This is a genomic window from Alkalibacterium sp. MB6, assembly GCF_009935905.1.
Taxonomy (GTDB): Bacteria; Bacillota; Bacilli; order Lactobacillales; family Carnobacteriaceae_A; genus Alkalibacterium.
Genome location: NZ_PREX01000011.1, coordinates 1 through 24145 on the forward strand (window position 1 = coordinate 1; position 24145 = coordinate 24145).

A 24145-nucleotide genomic window follows, 5' to 3' on the forward strand; every position below is an offset into this window, starting at 1 on the left:
CAAATCGATTTATCCACAACTGAATAAGTCAAAAAAATTCTGGAAAAAGTCATCCGCTGCGCCAGCATTTGACTTTTTTAAAATTTTTAACGAAAACTACATGTGATTTAATTAACAATAAACAAGTAACAGTGATTTTCAGTTTTATGCAACACTAGTGATCGGCCACATATAAAAAAACACGCAGTTATAAGAATTTGCGAATATGACACAATACATAGCCTATTAATATTTGTTATGACTAATGCAAAAACTTATTGTGCATCTTATAAAAATAAAGGAGGGTCGTTAAGCATGATTCGTATTTTTGCTGTTACAATTGATTTAAAACTTATAAGTGATATACCCTTGAACCGTTTATCCGATTCTGATATTAAATGGTTTTGGATGGATTTTGATTCTCCTACTGAAGAAGAAGCAATGCTTCTTAAAACCCATTTTAGTTTTCATCCACTTGCGATAGAAGACTGCTTTCATTTTTTACAGCGACCAAAACTTGATTATTATGATGGTTATGATTTCTTTGTTTTAAATACATTAAATCAATCTTTACTTACTTCCGAAGAAGTAGATGTATTTGTGGGACACAACTTTATTGTAACTTTCCATCAATCACCATCAGTTGAAATAGAAATGGTTCAAAAAAGATTAATAGAAGACAAAAATGTTTTAAACAAAGGGGCAATGTATATTTTTTATTTAATAATGGATAAAATTGCAGACGAATTTTTCCCTAATGTTTATCAAATTGAAGATGAATTAAATGAAATCGAAGCAAATCAAAATTTAATTGAAGAAGTTTATGAAATCAGAAGCAAGTTACTAAAATTACGCAGAACCATTCTTCCGATGCGAGAATTACTTTATCGGATATTAAATTCCGAGAGACTGATAATTCCCAAAGAAGAACGGGTATATTTCATGGATATTCACGACCATTTGCTGAAACTTTCTGAAATGATTGAGTCTAATCGAGAAATGACAGCAGATATAAGAGATAGTTACATTTCATTAAATTCCAATCGACTAAATACCATCATGAAGACATTAACCGTTTTGACATCCATTTTTATTCCCTTAACATTTATTGCGAGTATTTATGGGATGAATTTTGAATATATGCCAGAACTAACATGGCGTTTTGGATATTTTGGTGTATTAGGAGTTATGTTTGTAGTTGGCTTTTCTATGTTAATGGGATTATGGCTTAAAGGTTGGTTCAAATAAAAGTCATAAAAAGCCGATGTTCTTAAAAAAAGATACATCGGCTTTTCCAGGTTTATTAAAAAAATCTCTTTTTCCAGAAGATAACTGCTGTAATACTTGATAAAACGAAAGAGATGATGATGGCAACAAAGAATGCATATGGGTAATCTTGAAAGGGAATTGGAACGTTCATCCCATAAAAACTTGCAACCATAGTTGGTAAAGCCAAAATAATCGTAAAGGATGTCAAAAATTTCATTACGATATTTACATTATTTGAAATAACCGATGCAAAAGCATCCATCATACCACTTAAAATTGTTGTGTGTGTTTCAGCCATTTCAATTGCTTGTTGATTTTCTATGATTACATCTTCAAGCAATTCTTGGTCATCTTCATACATTTTCAAGTAATTACTTTTTAACATTTTCTGCATAACAATATTGTTTGATTTTAAAGAGGTTGTGAAATAAACTAAACTTTTTTCTAAATTTAACAATGAAAAAAGTTCTTTATTTTTCATCGATTGATGAAGTTCCTTTTCAATTGCATCTGTCTTTTTGTTAATTTGTTTTAGATACTTGAGATATGAAGTTGCCATTGAATAAAGGATTTGAAACGAAAATCTTGTTCTTTTGTAAGTGAAAAAATTCTTCACTTTATTTTCTGAAAAAGTATGAAAAATCGGATTGTCTCTCAAACAAATGGTAACAAAGCAATTGTTAGCTATTATCATACCTAACGGAATTGTGTCATAAATAGGGATTTTATGTTCATCTATAGACATCAAAGGAATATTCACGATAATTAGAATATTGTCACCATCTTTTTCAATCCTTGAGCGTTCCTCTTCGTCTAACGGGTCTTTTAAAAATTCCAAGGGAATTTGTAATTTATTTGCTACAATACTAATCTCTTGTTCAGTTGGTGATGTCAAATTAACCCAACATCCGTTTGTAATCTCCGTTTTTTCTTGAAGAATACCTTGTTCATTAGATAAATAAATCTTTAACACTGCTAAAACCTCCTCATTTTTACGAGGAAGTCAAAAATGCCCCTACATACATAAAGAGTTGAATTTTTCATCAGTATTCAACCTTCTGAGGAATGGTTCGTTAATGACTTCCTCCTTGCTCGAACTGGGTTCGGGTTCATTGCAACTTCGACTACTCAAAAAAATTCAACTCCTTTTAATTCAATAGATTAAGCTCCTTCAATATTATACTCTGATAACTCAGTCTTGTAAACTTGCGTTTTATTTTCATCATGAAATCGTGGGAAATATATAGGTATTTTGTCATAAAAGTTTAGTGAAAATTCAGACTAAACACGAATAACTACTTTCTGATTCCATTGAAATCATTTTTAGTCTTAAGAAAAATGTATAATACTTTCTCTTTTATTTTCTATCTAATAATCTACGTAGAGTATCCGCACATGCAAACGCCTGAAAACGCTGTTCTTCTTTAAATTCATCTGTTTCTTTGTTAAAAGTGTATTTAATAGACCAAATGGAGTTAGTGTCGAGTACACGAAAAAAGATATATAAAGTGTTATTTTGCTTATCGAATTTGTACTCATAGTCTTTTTTCATTTGAGGACCAAATTTTAATACTTCTTGTTCAACCATTTCCACACATTTTCGTTCCATTTCTTTTTCTTCCAAAATCCCTATCAACTCCCTTCGGGTTTCCTTGGACAAGTTTTTAACCATTGTCTCCATCCCAACATTAGTCATGAGGAGATTAAGCATTTTTATTCTTTCTGTTTCGTCAAAGAAGATATTGTTCTGGTACATTTCTATTTTTTCTGGGGTGTTTTCTTCGTATTGTTGATAGGTTATTTTTTGTGGTTCTCTGCGAGGTATAAGTTCCATTTTCAACTCTCCTTAACTTTCATTCTTTTGCTTTACCCGAATCACACTTAATGCTTTTACAAAATGTTCTTCGTTTTCCTTTTCTAAGACTTTTAGTATCATGTCATCATTCAGGTTCGTATGAACCGCCAATTTAACCATCAATTTCATTTTTTCATCTATTATTCCACTGTCATAGCCATTTCCATGTCCTTGAGCATAGGCAGTAAAGAAAGTATCTTTCAGTTGATTATGGAAATTGTTATATAAATCATTGATTGAATTTCCGTTTTCTTCCCAAAACTTATCAAAGGCTCTATTTATTTCCCACGAATAAATTAATTCATCCATTTTACTCAATAAACACCCTCCATCAGAATCAATATATTACATCTCTTTTAATTCATTTCTCAATACCTTTAATAACGATTAAATGTAGCAATTCCCAGGGATTTGTCAACATTAAAGGACTTACAACCTCATAAGTAATAGCAATTGATAATTTCCTTAACTTTTTTATCTTACTCCTGGTATCAAAATCGTGAATATAAAAGATGAATCCTCCTATATTAATCTGTAACACTCCATTCGTAATAGAAAAAGTGATTTTGTGTTTCTTATCAATATATATTCGATTATTGTACCTCTCTAACTTCTCTTCTACAGTATAGGAAATTACCTCTTCTCTAATCTTCTTAAGTCTTATTTTACTGATACTTTCCATAAATGAACCCGAATTATTCAACAAACCAGTTGATATCATGATTTTCTAATTTCAAATTACTTTTTACGGAATATATACTGCCCGACAAGGAGCAAACTTTTAGATGTGAGCCCGTTTGAAGAGTCTTTCTGAGTATTTCCTATTTTAGTGTTTGGTGAATAAGCCCAAAGCTTCTTTGGACTTCGAGAAAGCTATAATGCGAGATTGCTTAGCACAAGGCTAAGAGGTGGATATTCTCTAACATTTTTAAGATGGCTTCTTTGTATGGCGCACTACTGCAGAGTCTCATCTTTATCTTTTTTGCGTGAGAAATGCTCTTTCCTGCGATCTTGATGAAGAAAGTTCTAAGAGAAGACATTCTGCTTTTCGAGAACTCTTTGGGTAAGACCAGCTGCTTCATAGCATTAACGAGACTATAGGCAACAGCGAGAATCATGGCTTTCGCCTGATTCGCCAAGAAAGAAGAATGGCTTAAGTGATCTAGCCCAAAATCAAGCTTGGTTTCCTTGATGTAGTTCTCCATGTTTCCACGTTTGTTGTAGGCTTTCAGAATATCAGGAGCATCTAGCCTCAGAGAAGTTATAATAAAGCTCTTTCGGGGAACTAGTTCCCCAGGAGAACGTTCAATCTTGGTTACTACGCGTCTACTATGGGACCAAGATTTTGCCCGATAAGAGAAGTCATCATACTGACAGTGATACTTGCTGTAATCCATCTTATATCGATCTAGGAATAGTTCTTCCTCAAAGCTTGAGAGCTTATGCAGGGTAGCGTTGGCCTTCAGCTTGAACAGATAATGGACACCGTACTCTTCACAGAGATTATATAACTGAGGGACAGCAAACCCGCTATCTCCTCTAACAAGAATTGTGGCTTCCGGATAAGTTCTCCGTAAGGAGAAGAGAACAGGCTCAAGGAAGCTCACCACACCAGTGGAGGTGTACTCACTTCCTTTTCGGAGCATAAACTTCATCAGATCTCCGGTAAGACCATCGTAGAGAACCATGGGATGATATCCTGTGGTGTCATAATGGTAGATATAGGTACTTTCATCCTGATGACCATGAGTTTCAACATTAGTGGAGTCCAGATCCAAGATGATATGCCGTTTGTCTGATGGATTATGTGTCATTTTATAGAGATGTTCCAAAATATCGTTGAACTTATCGATGTCTTTCTGCTCGAAAGAGTTCAAGGTTCTTGAGATTGTCGGCTGGGAGGCGAGCGCCTCCTTCTCTAGCACTGCTGTAAACACAGGATCATATCGTAAATGATCTGCTGCATCATCTCTATGATAACCAGCGATATTCTGATAAATAAGCAGTTCAATGACAGAAGAAACCGAATGAATTTTTCGATTATCTGCCCCGAAGTACTGATTAAGAAGATTGTCAAAACCTATTTTATGGATGAATTCTTTGATGAAGAGCAGTCTAGAATCTGAAGACAAATTCCCTCCGCTGAAATCAAAAGAAAATTTAGTGTTGAATTGAAGTGCATTCTGCTGTAAACTCATCATGAAAAGAACTCCTTTTTATGTTTTTGTGTGTTTTTGCAATTTCACTTTAACATAAACTTGGGTTCTTTTCTTTTATTATTTTTGTCACCCAACGGGTGACAGAGTCCAGGCCTATAGATCATTGAGTTTCAATGGTTTGAAGAGAATCAATCTAAATTGTTGAATAATCCAGGTTAACTAGTATTTTTTTGTTTGAAATTTTTTGCTAAACGGTTGAACCCTTAAAGCAAAACTATATTTTCATGGGTGAGCTCAATTCATCACTTAAACCCTTTTCCTTTAAAACACACCCGAAATCTATCACTTTACACGCCATCAAAAAATAAAGAAACCCCTGAAAACACCGTAAATACACCATTCTCAAGGGCAACTACATCTATTTTCTTGTCAGCAGACAGACTGTCTCCACATGTGTTGTCTGCGGAAACATATCAATGGGTTGAACACGTTTGACGTCATAGCCGCCTTCATTTAACAGCTTCAAATCACGTGCTAATGTGCTTGGGTTACAACTCACATAAATCATTTTCTGGGGCTTCATAGTTAACACGGCTTCTATAAATTCAGATGCCAACCCTTTTCGTGGTGGATCGACGACGATTGTATCCACGTGTCTGCCTTCTTTTGCCCATGCCACGATAATATCCTCTGCGGGACCTGTTTCAAAGGAGACGTTTGTGACTCCATTTAACTCGGCGTTTTCTTTGGCGTTTTTTACAGCTGGTTCAACAATTTCCATGCCGTAGACGTGCTTGGCTTCTTTTGCTAGTGCCAAGGTCATTGTCCCTATTCCGCTATATGCATCGATGACTGTTTCTTCTCCTGTCAAACCAGCATACTCCACAGCTGTCTGATACAGTTTTTCTGTTTGCAATGGGTTCACTTGGTAAAAGGATTGGTGCGAAATAGTGAAGGTAAAGCCAAGCAATTGATCCTGGTAAGCATCTGTCCCGAATAAGACAGTTGACTCGTCACCCAATATCACGTTTGTCTTCTCTGAATTGATGTTCTGAATAATACTAACTAACTCAGGCAACTCTTTTTTTATCGCTTCTATGATTTCATCTTGTCGGTGGAAATCTGAAGTTGTGGTGACTAATACTAGCATTAACTGCTGAGTATAATACCCTCTTCTCACTATAATATGTCGTAGCCAACCTTTATGATCGATTTCGTCATAAGGTTTCACATGATACCGTCTCATAATGTCTCTAACTTTCACAATGGCTTCATCTATTTTGGGATCTTGAATAACAAAGTCTTCTAAGGGAATTAAGTCATGACTGTTTTTTCTGAAAAAGCCAGTCGTTAGTCGACCATCTATTTTTCTGACTGGTACTTGTGCTTTGTTTCGGTAGCCGTATGGATTATCCATTCCGATAACGTCATTTACCTTAACGTCCGGAAGCTTCGCTATTTTAGTTAATACTTTTTCGACTTGCTCTTTTTTAAAAGCCAGTTGAGCATCGTAAGTTAAATGCTGCAGGGACATGGTTCCCGTCTGCGCATAGACTTTATCAACGATGTCTACACGGTTCGGGCTGGCTTCAATCACTTTCTCCAAACGTCCAAACCCAAACTTTTTCCCAGTTTTAATTACTTTATATTGAATGGTCTCACCAGTTAGTGCGCCCTCAACAAATAGGGGGTACTGATCAACTTTAACCACACCTAATCCTTCATGAGTTAAGTCAACGACTTCTCCTTCTAGTTGGTCGTTCTTTTGAACCGGTGCACGCCATTTCTTTTTTTGCTGTGCCATCATTAGCACTCCTTTTACTTCTTAGTTTTACTTCCATTCGGTTATCGTCGTTTCTATTATAGCTTTTTAACTACCGAGTAATCAAACGACTGTAATCCTAAAGTCGTCATAGCCATAAAGAAAACGTACAGATGTAGTCTGTACGTTTTCTTTGAGTTATTAAGGTTCTATATTTTCTTCATCAAGTTGTTGCACTTGTTCAATAAATTCTGACTCTTTTTCAATTCGTGTTAAATCAGGTGCTTCAATCGCCAATTTCATTCGATCAACATCCGTCACGATATCAATATGCTGCTGGTACATGGTAAATTCCGCTGGCGCATCGCCACCATACTCTCCATCAATATTAATCAACAACTGCTCATCGTAAATGGTTTCTGCTTTTACGAAACTGGTCTTCGTATAAAGCACTTTTGGATGATTAATGTGTTTGCCATCATTCATTAACATCGTAATTAAGCGTAAAATTTCCACTAAATTCTTTGTTTTCACAATAATTAATGTAAATTTACCATCGCCAAGTGTTTTATCAGGAGCAATTTTTTCAAAGCCTCCAACCGAATTGGTTAATGCAACCAGTACAAGAGCTGCATTCCCTTCATAGACACCACCATCATAAGTAATTCTAACCGGGACATTTCCAATACGGGGAAGCAGCTCAGCCCCTCTGACAAAGTAAGCTAATTGCCCGAATATAGTTTTCATGTTGGCAGGTACATCATAAGTCACTTCGGTTAAAGAACCAGCTGCTCCAATATTAATAAAGTAACGTTGATTCTCACCTGTACGAATGTGTCCAATATCCATCACCACCGACTGGTTTTTATGAATCAACTTGGCGGCTTCCACATATTGATGGCGTGGAATGTTTAGAGCACGAGCGTAATCATTGGTCGTTCCCGCAGGTATAATAGCCAGTTTTGGTCGGTGTTCGAAAGAAGCCATGCCATTGATGACTTCATTAATCGTTCCATCGCCACCTACAGCAATAATTAAATCAAAGTTTTCTTTCGTACACCTTTCCGCTTCCTTTTGAGCGCTTAATGGAAAGGCAGTTGTACTATAGGCACTTGTATCGTAGCCGGCCTGCTCATATACAGCTAAAATATCAGGTAAAAACCGTTTGAAGTTCTCGCGGCCTGATGTTGGATTATATATAATTCTTGCTTTGCTTCTCATCGCAGACCTCTCCTGTAAAAAGATTATCGTTTATCCATTTCTTCTTTCAACAGCTTGTTAACCATACCTGGGTTGGCTTGACCTTTCGTCTGCTTCATGACTTGACCGACTAAAAATCCGAGTGCACGGTCTTTACCATTTTTATAGTCTTCAATAGATTGAGCATTGTTATCTAAGGTCTCATTAATGATAGGCATTAAGGTAGAGGTATCGCTTAACTGTACCCAGCCTTTTTCTTTAACTAATGCCTTCACATCATCGCTTCCATTAGTCACTAATTCACGGAATACTTTTTTAGCTATTTTAGAAGAAATGGTGCCGTCCGCAATCAAATTAATCATTTCAGCTAATGCTTTTGGAGTCATAGCTGTATCTAGCAAGTCAACTTGTTCACTATTTAGATAAGCTGATACTTCACCCATTAACCAGTTTGATGCTTGCTTAGGATCTGCTTTATGGTCTACGGTTTCTTGGAAGAAGTTAGACATTTCAACAGACGCTGTCAAGACTTGGGCATCGTATTCAGGTATCTTATATTCCTTAACGTAACGAACCTGTCTGTCTTTAGGCATTTCTGGAAGTGATTCTCTTACGGATTGAATCCATTCCTCGCTAATTTTTAAATTAGGAATATCAGGTTCAGGGAAGTAACGGTAGTCACTGGATCCTTCTTTCACACGCATCAAAATGGTCTCACCTGTAGTTTCGTCGTAGCGCCTTGTTTCTTGAGCTAATGCGCCACCAGCAATGAGTAACTTTTCTTGTCTATTGATTTCATACTCCAAGCCTTTTCTCACATTATTGATAGAGTTAAGGTTTTTAAGCTCTGTTTTCGTTCCAAACGCTTCTTGTCCAAATGGGCGAAGAGAAATATTCGCATCGCAACGCATCGAACCTTCCTGCATTTTCACATCAGACACACCAGTAAACTGAATCAATTGACGAATCGTAGACAAGTAAGCATACGCTTCTTCTGGTGAGCGCATATCTGCTTCTGACACAATCTCAATGAGTGGTGTGCCTTGACGGTTTAAGTCAACATATGAAGAACCATTGTCACCGTGCATATTTTTACCGGCATCTTCTTCTAAATGGACTCGTTCGATTCGGATGCGTTTTGTTTCACCGTTTACTTCAATATCTATCCACCCATCATAACCGAGTGGTTGGTCAAATTGAGATATTTGATACGCTTTAGGTGTATCCGGATAGAAGTAGTTTTTACGGTCAAATTTACTATCATTAGCTATTGTACAGTTCAGAGCTAAAGCAGCCTTCATACCAAACTCAATCGCACGCTTGTTTACTACAGGCAAAACACCAGGGTAACCCCAATCGATTTCATTTGTATTTGTATTTGGTTCTGCACCAAAATGTGCGGGTGCTGGGGAGAACATTTTCGACTCAGTTTTTAATTCGACGTGAACTTCTAAGCCAATAACTGGTTCCAAATTCATACACTATTCTCCTCCTTTAAATGTTGGTTTTTGTTTGTGATAATCTGTTGCCTGCTCATAAGCATAGGCAGCACGATATAACGTTTTTTCATCAAAGGCTTTACCGATTAATTGCATGCCCACAGGCAAACCATTAGAGAAGCCACATGGAATAGACAGAGCCGGAATCCCTGCTAAGTTTATTGGAACAGTCAACACATCGGATAAGTACATTGCCAATGGATCTTCTATTTTTCCACCAATATCATATGCCGTGGTTGTCGTAGTTGGTGAGATAAGAATATCCACATCCTCAAATACCCCATCAAAATCTTTTCTAATTAACGTACGAGCTTCCGCCGCTTTTTTAAAGTGAGCGTTGTAATACCCTGAACTTAAAGAGAACGTTCCTAACATAATACGACGTTTCACTTCTCTGCCAAAACCTTCTGAACGTGATTTTACATAAATATCTTCTAAAGAGTGCACATCTTCTGATCGGTAACCATAGTGTATGCCATCGAAACGTTGTAAGTTACTGGCTGCTTCAGATGAGGCAATAATGTAATACGCCGGAATACCGTAATCGGTATGAGGTAGGTGAACCGGTACAACTTCTGCCCCTAATTCTTTGTAAAGTTCCAAAGCCTCTTTAACAGCGTCCGCTACGCCTTGTTCTTCTCCATGTTCTTGGAAATACTCTTCAGGCACACCGATTCTTAGTCCCTTAACACCTTCTTCGATTCCTTCTGTGAAGTCAGGTACTTCGCCTTTATAAGTCGTTGAGTCTCTCTTATCAGGACCACTGATAGCATTCATCACTAAAGCATTGTCTTTAACTGTACGAGTAAACGGACCGATTGTATCTAGACTTGAACCAAAAGCAATCAATCCATAACGAGATACGCGGCCATAGGTTGGCTTCAATCCAACCGTTCCAGTGAATGCCGCTGGTTGACGGATAGAACCACCCGTGTCCGATCCTAATGAGACAGGAACTTGTCCTGCTGCAACAGCAGCTGCTGACCCACCGGAAGATCCACCAGGAACCTTATTTAAATGCCATGGATTACGAGTCAATTTGAAGGCAGAGTTTTCTGTAGAACCGCCCATGGCAAACTCGTCCATGTTTAATTTACCGACAGAAATCATTCCTGCCTCTCTCAATTTTTCGACTACAGTGGCATCGTAAGTAGGGATAAAATCTTCCAGCATTTTTGATGCCGCTGTTGTTTTAACCCCTTTAGTGACGATATTATCTTTTATACCGATAGGCAAGCCGCTCAATACATTATTCGGATCGATTCCCTTTTCATCGGCTTCTTTAGCCGCACGTAATGCCTCATCTTTACTTAATTCTAAAAAGGCACCGACTTGTCCATCAGTTTTCTCGATATTTTCATATACTGCTTCCATGAGTTCAACGGCAGTCGTTTTTTTGTTGACCAACATGTTATGCAGTTCTTCTAAGGTATAATCTAAGAAATCCACTACGCTCCACTCTCCCCGTCATCAAACATAGCTGGCACTTCGATAAAGCCATCTTTATGATTTATAACATTTTTCATCAATTCGTCTCTATCCGTTCCTTTTTCAGAAACGTCTTCTCGCCAGACATTCTCTTGAATTAGTCCATGATACGTTCCGGGTATGCCTTCAGTATCTAACCCGGTCAATCTCTCCACCATATCTAAAATGTTGTTAAACTCTTCAGTGAATCCATGAATTTCTTCATCTTCAAACTCTAATTTCGCCAGTTTGGCTACATGCACGACTAACTCTTCTTTTATAGTCATTACTCATCACTCCTTCTGTCAATAGTCAACCTCTTAATTATTTCATGAATAAAAAACTAATTATAGATAAAGACAGTAAATTCGTCTTCATTCGCTTCTTTATACAAGAAAGATTCCATTCTATTTAAAGACTGTACTCTTATTTCTATAGGGACAGTGCCTGGTAAATAATTGAGTCCTGCTTCATTTAAAAACTGAGTGAAAGCAATAATTTCGCCTTTTCCGTAAAACTGAATCATGATATCAATTTGCAAGTGAATCAGTTGCTCTTCAGCATAGTGAGCAATCCCTGTCACACCACTAATGTTAGGGAAAAAACCTTCTACTTCTGAGCGGAAGTTCGCAAAACTATTGCCTTCTGCACTTTGCATCCCCTCAAGTGGGAAGACTAACCGATCCTCATCTATCGCCCGCCACTCATCGACTGATGTGCTACCATTTTCACTCAGCCCTTCTGCTATATAGGTACCTGGAGCAAGGTTATCTCGAGTAGACTGCTCATAAAGAGCAATCATAATAGGAAGATTGCCTAAACCTTCTCTTTCACGAAGTCTCGCAACGACCTCATTTGCCATTTCTCTACCCGCTTCAAGAAGTTCTTCTCGGGAAATAGTTTGCTCATACTCTGTATCATTGGCTCTATAGTAGTCTACCTGATTAAGAGCCAAGCCAATACTCAACCCCGCTAACTCCAAACCATTATCCGTTTGAACATAAAAATTATGCTCTAAAATAGAATTTAAATAATTAGGCACACGATCGTTTGGATCATCACTGCCGTTTGCTGGAGGATTTAATCCTAAATTTTCTTCTTCATCCGTTTCAGTTTCACCTTCATCTTCTGCATTTGGCTCTTCTCTTCTACTCAACCAACTGTTCACATCATTGGCGGATAGAAATTGGCCTTCTTGAAGGAAATGGTTATCTGTCGGAAAGTAACGTTGAGACAACCGCATCAGGTCGCTTTCAAATGTCCGGATATTAATTCCTGAATTTAACTGACGGGTGATTCCTCTGTGTTGACTGGTTCTATACGTGCCATCTTCAGCAATAACTGGACGGTAATATTCAGAGTCCATCTGTACTTCAACAGTAGATATATCACTTTCACTTGATTCGTCTACATTGCTGTTTTCTTCCGTTCCGTCCATTTCCTCTATAGGCTCAACACTTGGATCAACCGGTTCAGGTAAAATACCGCACGAGGCCATCATGAGTACACCAGCTATTAACATGCTGAATTGTACAATTTTTTTCACTAGTTCTCACACTCATTTCTTAACGTTCATTCAATTCTTTTAATACATCTGCTTCACTCAATATGGGAATCTCCAACTCTTGAGCTTTTGTTAATTTGCTACCGGCTTCTTCTCCAGCAATCAAGTAATCTGTGTTTTTAGACACACTACCGGTCACTTTAGCCCCAAGAATTTCCAGACGTTCTTTTAAGTCGTTTCGTTTAAATTGTTCTAACTTACCTGTGATGACAACTGTTTTATCTGTAAAAAACGAGTCGACTTGTTCGACTTCTTCTTTCCGAATGCCGGTATAGGATAAATTGATTTCTGCTTCTTCCAACTTACTTATTAATACCTTCACTTCTTCCAGTTCAAAGAAGGCATGAATGCTCTCTGCAATTTTTTCACCGATGCCTTCAATAGATTGAATAGCTTCAAGTGACGCTGTACTGACACCTTCTAAGGTGAGGAATTCTTCAGCCAATAACCTGGCAGCCTTTGAACCGACATGTCGGATACCTAAGCCAAATAGTAATCGTTCCAAAGAATTCGTTTTTGATTCTTTAATGGCTTTTAACATATTATCTGCTGACTTGTCGCCTACTTTATCTAAAGTAAGGAACTGTTCTTTTGTTAAGAAGTACAAATCAACTGGATCTTTAACCAATTCTTTTTCATACAACTGCGTGACAACACTGACACCTACTCCATCGATATTCATAGCATTTCTAGAAACAAAGTGAGTCAATTTCTCTTTGGCTTGTGCACTACAGCGCGGATTCATGCATCTTAAAGCGACTTCATCGTCTAGATGCATCAATTCACTGTCACAAGCTGGACAATGAGTAGGGTACGAATAAGGCTCGCTGTCTTTATTTCTTAGCTCTTTATCGATTCTAACGACTTCAGGAATGATATCTCCTGCTTTTCTAACGATAGCTGTATCGAAAAGCCTGATGTCTTTCTCTTTCATTAAGTCAACATTGTGAAGACTAGCACGTTGGACGGTTGTTCCTGCGAGACGAACCGGATCCATGATGGCCGTCGGTGTAACAACGCCCGTTCGGCCCACTGTCCATTCGATGTCACGAATGATCGTCTTCGCTTCTTCAGCGGGAAACTTATACGCGATTGCCCATCTTGGCGCTTTGACTGTATAGCCTGCTTTTTCTTGTTGCTCTAGTTCATTCACTTTAATCACAATGCCGTCAATTTCATAAGGTAGTGAGTTCCTTTTCTCCTGGTACTCTTTTACAAATGACCATACCTCGTCAATTGAGGACAATACTTGTCTCTCTGGATTCGTTTTTATACCTAGAGAATCTAATAAGTTTAAAGCGTCGTTCTGACTGTGAACGTCACGATTACTCAACTGCGGAAGGGAGTATAAGAAGATACTAAGGTTTCTTGATGCCGTTACTTTCGGATCCAAGTTTCTAAGTGTCCCTGCAGCCGCATTTCTTGGGTTAGCAAATACAGCTTCTCCTTGCTCTTCACGTTGTTGATTGAGCGCCAGAAAAGAAGATTTAGGCATATATATTTCCCCGCGTGCTTCAAGCGTTAGCGGTTCTTTTAAAGATAATGGAATAGCTTTGATGGTTCGGACGTTAGCTGTCACATTTTCACCGACTGTGCCATCACCCCTAGTTACCGCTTGAACTAATTTACCGTCTTCGTATTTTAACGATACAGCCAGTCCATCTATTTTCAGCTCGCAATGATAGGTGAACGGTTCATCAATCAGCTGGTTCATCCGACGATCGAAAGACTCGAGTTCTTCCTTGGAGAAAGCATTATCTAAACTCAACATTGGTGAATCATGTTGAACCTTTTCAAAGCCTTCTAATAAGGTTCCACCTACCCGCTGAGTAGGGGAGTTGTTTTGAATTAAGGTCGGATAGAGTTCTTCCAAATTGACTAGTTCTCTATACAGACGGTCGTAATCCTCGTCTGGAATAGTCGGCTGGTCCAAAACGTAGTACTGGTGGCTGTATTTATCCAGTAAGGTAACTAATTCATCAACTCGATGTTTTGCCTCGTCAAATGTCATACCATTAGCCATTCGTATACCCCTCTCAAGTCAGTATTCTGTTTTATTTTTCAACTTTTTCTATCGGTGCAAAACTCGCTAAAAGTGGTTTTATCCCAATACCTGGGAAAGCTATATCAAGTTGGAGGTTATCACCTTCACCACTGACTTTAACGATGGTGCCGATTCCCCATACCTTATGCTTCGTCTTTTCTCCCACGGTCCACTCAAGCTTTTCAGCTCCACTGTTTCCGCTAGGATGAGCCGATACTTTCTTCACTTTATTGCGTTTGTTTTCTTTAGCAAACGGATCATTCGCACTGGATCCAAATCCCTTATACATCCCACTCGCAAATGGTCTTAACGTATTCGATTCTTGACGCTCCAAGCTATCATTATCAATTTCTTCTAAGAAACGAGATGGCATATTGGATTGGATTTTTCCGTAAAAGGTTCTGGATATCGCATTAGTCAAATATAATTTTTGTTCAGCTCGAGTAATGCCTACATAAGCTAAACGACGTTCTTCTTCCAATTCGTTTTCATCATCCAAAGATCGCGATAACGGGAATAGGTTTTCTTCCATACCGATTAAAAAGACAACAGGAAATTCTAAGCCTTTGGCAGCATGAAGAGTCATCAACGTTATTTCACTCGTTGGCACTTCTTCAAGAGTATCCAGGTCAGATATTAATGATAAATCAGTCAAGAACGTAATTAATCCTTGATCATCTTGTTCTTCTTTGTCAAATTGCTGAGTAACTGTTAAGAACTCTTGAATGTTTTCTACTCGTGTTTCTGATTCAAGCGTGCGTTCTTTTTGTAGCGTTGGTAGGTAATCTGATTTTTCAAGAATCGTTTCCGTCAGTTCTGTGATACTTAAAAACTCTGCCATTTGCCTAAAGTTTTGAATCATTAGACCAAATGCTTCTAAATTTTTAGCCGCCCGAGCTGAGAGGTTTATGGTGTTAGCATTTAACGATGCTTCATATAGACTCCAACCCATTTCGTCAGCAGCAGCAATCAATTTTTCTATTGTGCTTGCGCCGATGCCTCGTTTCGGTTCATTAACGACTCGAATAAAACTTAAGTTATCACTTGGATTAGCAACTAATGTGAGATAGGCCAAAACATCTTTTATCTCTTTACGTTCATAGAACTTGTGCCCTCCAACCATTTTATAAGGGATGTTGGTCTTTATCAATGTTTCCTCCATCACACGCGATTGGGCATTGGTTCTGTACAAAACTGCAAAATCCCCATATTCTCTGTCAGGATTTTTCTCAAGTTCTTGTTGAATTTGTTGGACAACAAAACGTGCTTCCTCGTGTTCATTTCCCGCACGGTAATAAATAATTTTATCACCCGGATCATTTTCAGTCCATAAACTCTTGTCTTTCCTATTGATGTTATAGGATATAACGTCATTAGCTGCTTTTAAAATCGTTTGAGTAGAACGGTAGTTTTGTTCGAGGAAGACAACTTTGGCATCTGAATAATCTTTTTCAAAATTCATTATGTTTTCCATATCTGCTCCACGCCAGCCGTAAATACTTTGGTCAGCATCCCCTACGACACACAGGTTTCTCAATTTTTGAGCAAGCAAATTAACCAGTCGATACTGGGCATGGTTTGTATCTTGGTATTCGTCCACATGAATATATTGGAATTTAGTCTGGTATTTATTTAAAACATCGTCATGTTCTTCAAATAAACGAACGGTTAGCATAATTAAATCGTCAAAATCGACTGTTTCAGCTTGACGTAACTCTCTTTGATAACGATCATAACAATCTGCTACCATTCGGCTAAAGTAGTCATTCGCATTGCTTCTGAAATCTTTCTCAGACTCCAAGTTGTTTTTAGCGTTACTGATAGCTGCCAAAATGGCACGAGGATTGTATTTTTTCGGATCGATATTTAATTGTTTTAAAATACGTTTCATTAAAGTGACTTGCTCACCCGGATCTGCGATTGTAAAGGATGAACTGTATCCTATTCGATCAATCTCTCTGCGCAATATACGGACACACATCGAGTGAAAGGTTGATACCCAAACATCTCGACCGCCGTCTTTTACAAGAGCTGCCACACGGGCTTTCATTTCAGCTGCTGCTTTATTGGTAAATGTAATAGCTAATATATTCCAAGGGTTAACGCCATTTTCTTGTATTAAATAAGATATACGGTGAGTCAGGACTCTTGTCTTGCCTGATCCTGCTCCGGCCATAATTAAGAGAGGCCCCTCCGTATGCACGACTGCCTCTTTTTGTTTAGGGTTCATACCCTGTAATATGTCATCTCGAAGAACCACTTTCTTCATCCTTTCAGGTGTTCATACATTGTTTTATTATACAGAAAATAGCTGTCCCGTGCCACAGTAGTCAGTAGAGTTTACAGAATATTTGTTTGTTTTTCATAAATAGATTGGCTAATTGATTGTTATTTGTAAACAAGTATAGGCGGCTTCATCCAGATTTGTCTGCTAAAATAAAAACCTATGCCAAAGGACATAGGTTTGGGTGGGTATGTTAGTGTAGGTGTTTAGTCGACTCCTTGAATAATGTTAATCAATAACTGATTCAACAAGATACGCACCTCTCGACGGGCATATATATAGTTACGCTCGTTTAACCACTTAATCATGGCATTGTAGTGCTTTAATTTAATCGGCCGACTTTTTATTAGGACGTTCACTATCATTCCTTTGGGCTGGAAGAGTTCATCCATCGTTCGAATGACCATATAATTCATGTACGTATTAGAATGATAAGTAAGAACCGTTTCCCAAAAAAGGATTTCTCTTTTTTCAAAGGCGTCCCCCTCATGACCAACCAGTTCTTCCATTTCTTTTAGAATGGTTTGAGGTGACTGAGTGTTTACAATGATCTCGTCTAGCTGCAATGTATAAAAGATATGTTGCAATAATGCTTCTAAATAATAAATTCTATCCCGTCGCTCCTTTATTCCCATAGGTTTCGATAAGACGTAGACACCGGTATTTGGTTTAATGATGACATAGTTTTCATCTTCCAAACGCCTCAACGCTTTTCTGACGGGTGTCCGACTAGAGCCCAATGCTTCAGAGACGGATAATTCTTTAACTTGCGTTCCTTCAGCCCACATACCCGATTCTATTTGCTTTTTAATATAGTCATAAGCCTTCATTTCCACTTTACTTTTTCTAGCCATCAAATGCATCCTCTACTTTTCAAAACTATCTTTTAGCGAGGTCAAAGTCTTCTTACTGTCTTTCGTTCGAATGGCAACATGCCCTGCTTCATTGGTTCGTGTATTCACTGTATTTTCATAGAACGTAAATTGCCAATCAGGTTTGATTTGCGCCAGTGTATAAGCTTCTTCCAAATCAGGCTTCGTGAGAGAATGCATCACAATGGCATCAGTTACTTCATAACTAATGTCTATCGGCCAACCCGTTATGGCTTTTATATGCGTATCGTATTGTGATACCGGGAAACAATCAAAGGTATAATGGTAAGCACGATGTGGGTGTGCAACAATCTCATTAACATAGAGAGCTTCACTTTCAGTGGCAAACAACTCAACAGCCATGACACCTACAAAATCCAGTCCTTCTGCTATGACACGACCGATTCGTTCCACTTCTTTTTCCATCTCATTGTTCACTCTTGCGGGTACCATTGATCGATAACACTCATCTTGACGATAGGTCATTTCTGTCACCGGAAAGTGAGTAATCTGCCCATTCTTATCCTTGACTAAAGCTATACATAACTCTTTATCGAACGGAATCCACGCTTCGAGTACACAGGTTCCTTGGCTTAGCAAATCGGACGTTCCCGGAATATCTTCTTCATCATACAAAACTTTGTGTTTCTTGAATCGTTCGTCTGTGTTATTTGCTTTCAAGACACAAGGAAAGCCAATGCTTTTAACAGACTCTTCAATATCTTCTATACTAACTATGGTTGCAAATGGTGCAATGTTAACCCGGACTGATTCCAGATAAGCCTTTTGGAGCATTTTGTCTTGTGAAGCCAATAGTAATTCTTCTCCTTGAGGAACTGGGACAGCTCTTTGCATCAAATTGACGAACCGCGATGGAAAGTTTTCTGTTTCATAAATGATACTGTCGCACTTCATGGACAAATCCATAAACAGTTGCTCATTTGACATATCCGCCTGCCAATGCCAATCAGAGACTGAGTGTGCTAAACAATGAGGATCTGGATCGATGATGCCGACTTTATAGCCTAATCGTTTTGCTGATAAGGCTAGTAAACGAGAGACACTTCCTCCACCAATAATACCTATTGTACTGCCTGGTCTTAGCCAATTTAACATAGTCATTCACCCACCTTATTTAACCTTCTGTAAAGGGACTAACTTTTGGATTCTTTTTGACTTGAACTTTATTTGTTTTCATTCGTTTGGTCCAAAATCCACCATTAATGTACTTCGGCTCATATGAGACCACAAATGCTTTGGGCTCGATATCACTGATTAATTTATACAAGTTTCTCTCATTGGAACGTGATGTTAAAATTTCTAATACAAATCGGACGCCTTCTCGACCATGTGCTTGAGAAATGGTTACGCCATACCCTTTGCTACGAATTTTCTCCGCAATTTCCCAGCCATTTTCTGGAAGAATTGTTGTGACAAGCGTATGACCCAAAGCCAATTTATCTTCAATTTTCATTCCCGCAAAAATTCCTACTCCAAAACCTACCGCATAGACAACGATATTGATGGCATTATCTAGATTATCTAAGACTAAGCCTAGCCCGATAACATAGATTGCCGTTTCAATCATTGCAATTAACGGTGCGACGGATTGATAACCTTTCATTGTCAACAGCATACGTAAAGTACTCAACGTGACAAATACGACGTTTATTATAAAAATTGTTACTAAAATTCCCCAATTAAACTCCACTGTTATATCCTTACCTTTCTATATATCTAAACCTATATGACTTGTCTAAGCTACTTCATCATATCACTAGTTATAAAAACAAGGGCTGAGACAACAACCTGCCTCAGCCTGTTTTGAGAGCAAAGGACTCATTCCCTTATGACTCTTCATCTTCTTTAATTAATTCACTATCATTTATAGGATCGACTCTCTTTACGAACAATGAAGAGATACGTGTGCCATCCATTTTTTCAACTGTTAAATTCCAATTCCCTGCAGAAATGACTGACGTCTCATTTTCTTCTGGAATACTTCCCAGTTCTGTGATGAAGTATCCTGCAATCGTATCAACGTCTTCTGAATCCACAGAGGTCTCAAAAAAGTCATTAAACTTATCAAGAGGAGTGGCACCATCTACACTATATAAAAATTCCCCAATTTCTTCAATTAATTTGTTTGTTTTATCATATTCATCGTCAATTTCACCAACAATTTCTTCCAACAAATCTTCCAGAGTAACGATTCCAATCACCCCACCATACTCATCATTTAAGATAGCCATCTGGTTTTGGGTTCTTTTCATTTGGAAAATCAAATCATCAATATAAATGGTTTCCGGAACGAAAAGCGGTGGGTTACTAATCTCTTTTAAATCCACAGTTAATAATGGCTGATTTTTAGATGCTTGCAGCAAATTCTTAACGTGAACGATACCAAGTATATTATCTTTGTCCTCGTAATAGAGCGGTACACGAGAGTGAGGCGTCTCAAGCATAGCTTGAATATTTTCTTCATTCGGATCATCGTAATCCAACATGAACGCATCGGTTCTAGGTACCATGACTTCTCTGGCTATTTTATTATCCAATGACAACACACCTTTTAACATGGTAAATTCATCCATGTCTATCACATCATGTTTGTGGCTGTGTTCAATGAATGTACGGAATTCGTCGCGTGTTATGGCTTCTTTATTATCATCAAAGGTCATTGGCAACACATGCTTTAAACCTCTTAATGATAGTTGAATCAACCATACAATCGGTTTAAGAATGACATGAATGATAACCAAGAGTCCTGACAAACTCATTATTGCTTTGTGTGAGTTTTGCGCAGCCATTGCTCTAGGCAATTTATTTCCTAAAAGCATTAGCAGATACGTTACTACGATTGTACTGATTAAAAAGACTGCCGGACTCGTTTGTAAAAGCGATCGTGTCGTCTGGTTCAGCACATGAGTGAACACAACGATAGAGACGCCACTGATCATTAAAGCGGTCAGTGTCACGGCAACTTGAATAGATGTGACATAATTGTCTGAGTTCTCAAGTATGCGCATCACACGTTTCGCTTTTTGATTTCCTTCGATTGATTCTTCCATTATAGTGACTGAACTAACTGACACAACGGCCATTTCCATTGCTGCCAATAAGGCATGTACTATGATTAACCCGACTATAATTAATATTGGCCCAATTAAGGGCTGAATACTCCAAGGGTCACTGTTCATAAATTATCTCCTTTAAATTGTAAACATACTTGTTAATTTTCTTTATTCTACCAACTGTGCTTGTAAAACACCAGTCAATATATCATACTGTTCAAGGTCTTTCAACACATAATAAGGACTTGTTGCAATGTCGTGACGTTTATTCTAACATGGTTTTCACATTTGCCAAAAATGGACTGAATCTGTCAATCGCATCCCCTGCAACTTGATCTTCTAAGAGACCGATAAAGGCATACTGATAATCCTCCGCATCGTAAGCATACAATAGACCATTAGCATCATTGCCCTCTTCACCAGCTATTTCTGCTGTCCCTGTTTTAGCCCCTGCTTGATAAGGAAGGCTTTGAAGTCTCCTTGCTGTCCCACTGGGATGATTAACGACTTCAATTAATGACGCCTCTATAACATCGGCAGTTTCTTTCGATACAACTTGTAGCGGCTCTGCTGTCTCTTCATCTCTAATTAACCTTGGCCAAATCAATTGCCCGTCATTGTGAGTCGGTGTATAAAAGACCAGCTGATGAATGGTGTTCATTAATACTTCACCTTGGCCATAGGCAGTGTCAGCTTGCAAGGTCGGTTGATTAATTGTATTGTCATTAGCGAACTGGGCAGCTTGCATATTAAGCGGCAATGACATACTTTCGCCAAATGGGAATAAATTAAGAGCTTCTTCAAACTCTTCTGTATCCATTTTTAAAGCTTCCATTGCGAAGAAAATGTTATCGGAGTAAATCAATGCCGATGCAAGATTTACTTCTGAAATAGAGCTGTTGACCCGAGTAATACTGTGATTACCAAAACTTTCGATTCCAGGCGACCACTGTAACCCTTCAATTTGATTCACAGTTTCCGTAGTGGTCGGTCCTTTTTCCAACAAAGCCATCGATGTTAGAATTTTAAAAGTAGATCCCGGGACATACCGTGCTGTTGCACGATTTAAAAAGGGATTATTGGTATTTTCTAAATAGGCATTATATTCCTCAGAGGACATGCCTCTAGCAAAAGACTGAGGATTATAAGAAGGAGAGCTAGCTAAGGCGATTAAATCTCCCGTCGTCGGGTCCATAACCGCTGCGGTTCCCGGTTCACCCTCTTCAAATGCCTGAAATAACTCTTCTTGGATATCAAAATCAATGGTTAAGTAAATGGATTCTCCATCTTGCTTGTCATTTTCCATCAGCACCATTTTCACTTCTTGGTTGCGGTCCATTATAGTCAATCGACCGCCAGGTATCCCTTTTAATTGCTCTTCAAATGTTGCCTCTAACCCCGCTTTCCCAATCTTTTGTCCGGGTTGAAGCGTGGGATTGTTTTCAATATCTTCAGCAGAAACCTCCCCTACATAACCGATAAGATGGGCTGCTGCTTCCCTTAATGGATATACCCGCTCGGTTGTTCTTTGGTACCGAACGCCAAGTATCTCTGGAGTCTGTCCTTCTTCAACGAAAGCAAAAGGAACAAAGCTCTCTTCAGTTACCCATCCTTGGGCTAACAAAGCTTCCAATCGGTCTGTCGACACATTGAATTCCTGACTAATGGTATCTATGGAAGCTTCCCGTTCAACATCCTCCCCCATGGCAGCCGGATACATGCCTGCCTGCCAAGATTCACCTTCACCAGCAAGCATATTCCCATGACGGTCATAAATACTTCCTCTGTTTGGACTAGAATAAGATAAATTTACTGTATCCCCTTCTGCCATTCCAGGTAATAGGAGATCATGATCCCAGACAAGTAGCGTCTCCTCTTCTGTTTCAACAATTGAAGTAGCGTACTGTAAATCTGACAAGGTTCCTAAAGCCGTTTCTATTTGCATCGTATAAGATAAGCTATAGGTATCTGTCTCCTCATCGTAAACTAAGTTATCGCTAGTTATACTCGGTTCGTCAGCTCCAATACCTGAAAAGATAGTATCATAACGTTCACTTAACTCCTCTTCACTTAAATACCCTTGAGCTTGCAACGATTCATCTGTGAAATAACTAACCATAGTAGCAAAGTCTTGATTCTCTCTTGCAGCTAAGTAATCGCTAACTAAGCTTTCTACTTCATTTTGACGTTGTATAGCCAGCTGTTTTTCCTGATAATTTCTATACCAGAAAAAACCCACTATACCACCAACAATAAGTAAGCTCACAACAACCGCTATGATTAACCCTAATTTACTATTTCTTTTATTAGAAGAATGCTTGGTTTGTTTCAAAAAATCAGCTCCTTACTTTTAAAAAAGAGCCTTCATTTGTAAGACTATTAGTCATTCGCAAAAAAGGCTCTCGTTTTGATTATAGCTTAGTTTTCAAATAAATCTTTTTGAGCTTCTCGGTAGTCAACCATTTTCCGAGCAAAGAGCTCCCCATTTGAAGGGGGGGTATACGTAATCGCATTCGCTCCCGCTTCTATGGTTTCTAAAATACTTTCATCCGTCGGTCCGCCTGTTGCAATAATTGGTAAATCTGGATACTTCTGCCTAATCTCTCGAACAATTTTGCTTGTTTTCGCTGCTCCTGAAATATTGACGATATCTACTCCTGCTTTAATTTTATCCTCTATATCAGTATATTCTGATACGACCGTTAAAATAATCGGAATATCAATCATTTCATTCACTTTAATAATTGTATCTGTTGGTGTAGGGGCATTAACGACAACCGCTTTACACCCATGCGATTCAGCAAGTAAAGCCATGTTAGCGGATCGTATGCCGTGTGTCATACCACCAGCGATTCCAGCCATTACAGATATAGTAGAGACGTCTGTGATGGCCTTAATTATAGCTGGGTGTGGGGTGAAAGGATAAACTGCCATAATCGCATCGGCATCATTGTTCATAATAAGCGCAATATCCGTTGTAAACAGCAATGCCTTAAATCGTTTGCCATTGATCACAATACCACTGGATTTGCGAATCACTTCCGGTACTTCAACATAGTTTTTAAATAAATCCGTTCGAACATGTGGAAATCGTTTGTTTGACATTCTAGTCTTCAA

The 24145-nt window shown here is 38.4% G+C and carries 19 protein-coding genes; 1 reads left to right on the plus strand and 18 read right to left on the minus strand.

Annotated elements, in window-relative coordinates; all coding sequences use genetic code 11:
- Positions 1-294 precede the first annotated feature (294 nt).
- Complete coding sequence (corA, locus tag C3945_RS05620) at positions 295-1227, plus strand: magnesium/cobalt transporter CorA (RefSeq protein ID WP_161878717.1); 933 nt, start codon at positions 295-297, stop codon at positions 1225-1227.
- A 55-nt stretch (positions 1228-1282) separates the two neighbouring features.
- Here corA and C3945_RS05625 read toward each other — a convergent pair whose 3' ends face one another.
- The 18 genes from C3945_RS05625 to C3945_RS05710 all read right to left on the minus strand — a co-directional run bounded on the left by C3945_RS05625 (position 1283) and on the right by C3945_RS05710 (position 24133).
- Entirely contained in the window at positions 1283-2221 is a 939-nt protein-coding gene (locus C3945_RS05625; RefSeq protein ID WP_161878718.1) for a magnesium transporter CorA family protein, read from the minus strand.
- A gap of 384 nt (positions 2222-2605) precedes the next feature.
- Positions 2606-3082, minus strand: coding sequence for a hypothetical protein (locus tag C3945_RS05630; RefSeq protein WP_161878719.1), 477 nt, complete (start codon positions 3080-3082; stop codon positions 2606-2608).
- Positions 3083-3094: 12 nt separating this feature from the next.
- Positions 3095-3421, minus strand: coding sequence for a hypothetical protein (locus C3945_RS05635; protein ID WP_161878720.1), 327 nt, complete (start codon positions 3419-3421; stop codon positions 3095-3097).
- 572 nt (positions 3422-3993) lie between these two features.
- Complete coding sequence (locus tag C3945_RS05640; protein ID WP_161878721.1) at positions 3994-5304, minus strand: IS1380 family transposase; 1311 nt, start codon at positions 5302-5304, stop codon at positions 3994-3996.
- 376 nt (positions 5305-5680) lie between these two features.
- Positions 5681-7066: a 23S rRNA (uracil(1939)-C(5))-methyltransferase RlmD gene (gene rlmD, locus C3945_RS05645; protein WP_161878722.1), complete on the minus strand. Its 1386-nt coding sequence runs from the start codon at positions 7064-7066 to the stop codon at positions 5681-5683.
- A 159-nt stretch (positions 7067-7225) separates the two neighbouring features.
- Positions 7226-8245 (minus strand): diacylglycerol kinase, encoded by a 1020-nt coding sequence (locus tag C3945_RS05650; RefSeq protein WP_161878723.1) that lies wholly within the window; start codon positions 8243-8245, stop codon positions 7226-7228.
- 23 nt (positions 8246-8268) lie between these two features.
- Positions 8269-9702, minus strand: a complete 1434-nt coding sequence (gatB, locus tag C3945_RS05655; RefSeq protein WP_161878724.1) for an Asp-tRNA(Asn)/Glu-tRNA(Gln) amidotransferase subunit GatB — start codon at positions 9700-9702, stop codon at positions 8269-8271.
- Positions 9703-9705: 3 nt separating this feature from the next.
- A complete protein-coding gene (gatA, locus tag C3945_RS05660) occupies positions 9706-11172 on the minus strand; it encodes an Asp-tRNA(Asn)/Glu-tRNA(Gln) amidotransferase subunit GatA (protein ID WP_161878725.1) in 1467 nt (488 codons plus the stop codon).
- A complete protein-coding gene (gene gatC / locus C3945_RS05665; RefSeq protein WP_161878726.1) occupies positions 11172-11477 on the minus strand; it encodes an Asp-tRNA(Asn)/Glu-tRNA(Gln) amidotransferase subunit GatC in 306 nt (101 codons plus the stop codon). The genes gatA and gatC overlap by 1 nt, the downstream gene beginning before the upstream one ends.
- 56 nt (positions 11478-11533) lie before the next feature.
- Complete coding sequence (locus tag C3945_RS05670; RefSeq protein WP_161878727.1) at positions 11534-12736, minus strand: CamS family sex pheromone protein; 1203 nt, start codon at positions 12734-12736, stop codon at positions 11534-11536.
- A gap of 19 nt (positions 12737-12755) precedes the next feature.
- A complete protein-coding gene (gene ligA / locus C3945_RS05675; protein WP_161878728.1) occupies positions 12756-14777 on the minus strand; it encodes an NAD-dependent DNA ligase LigA in 2022 nt (673 codons plus the stop codon).
- A gap of 31 nt (positions 14778-14808) precedes the next feature.
- Entirely contained in the window at positions 14809-17058 is a 2250-nt protein-coding gene (gene pcrA / locus C3945_RS05680; protein WP_161878729.1) for a DNA helicase PcrA, read from the minus strand.
- 230 nt (positions 17059-17288) lie between these two features.
- Positions 17289-17936, minus strand: a complete 648-nt coding sequence (locus C3945_RS05685) for a GntR family transcriptional regulator (RefSeq protein ID WP_161878730.1) — start codon at positions 17934-17936, stop codon at positions 17289-17291.
- A 12-nt stretch (positions 17937-17948) separates the two neighbouring features.
- Positions 17949-19070, minus strand: a complete 1122-nt coding sequence (locus tag C3945_RS05690) for an ATP-grasp domain-containing protein (RefSeq protein ID WP_161878731.1) — start codon at positions 19068-19070, stop codon at positions 17949-17951.
- Between the two features lie 19 nt (positions 19071-19089).
- A complete protein-coding gene (locus tag C3945_RS05695) occupies positions 19090-19665 on the minus strand; it encodes a DUF2179 domain-containing protein (protein WP_161878732.1) in 576 nt (191 codons plus the stop codon).
- Between the two features lie 136 nt (positions 19666-19801).
- Positions 19802-21154 carry a hemolysin family protein gene (locus tag C3945_RS05700; RefSeq protein WP_161878733.1) on the minus strand — a complete coding sequence of 451 codons (1353 nt, stop codon included), beginning with the start codon at positions 21152-21154 and terminating at the stop codon, positions 19802-19804.
- 139 nt (positions 21155-21293) lie between these two features.
- Positions 21294-23360, minus strand: coding sequence for a penicillin-binding transpeptidase domain-containing protein (locus C3945_RS05705; RefSeq protein ID WP_161878734.1), 2067 nt, complete (start codon positions 23358-23360; stop codon positions 21294-21296).
- Between the two features lie 86 nt (positions 23361-23446).
- A complete protein-coding gene (locus C3945_RS05710) occupies positions 23447-24133 on the minus strand; it encodes a hydrolase (RefSeq protein WP_202623306.1) in 687 nt (228 codons plus the stop codon).
- Positions 24134-24145 lie beyond the last annotated feature (12 nt).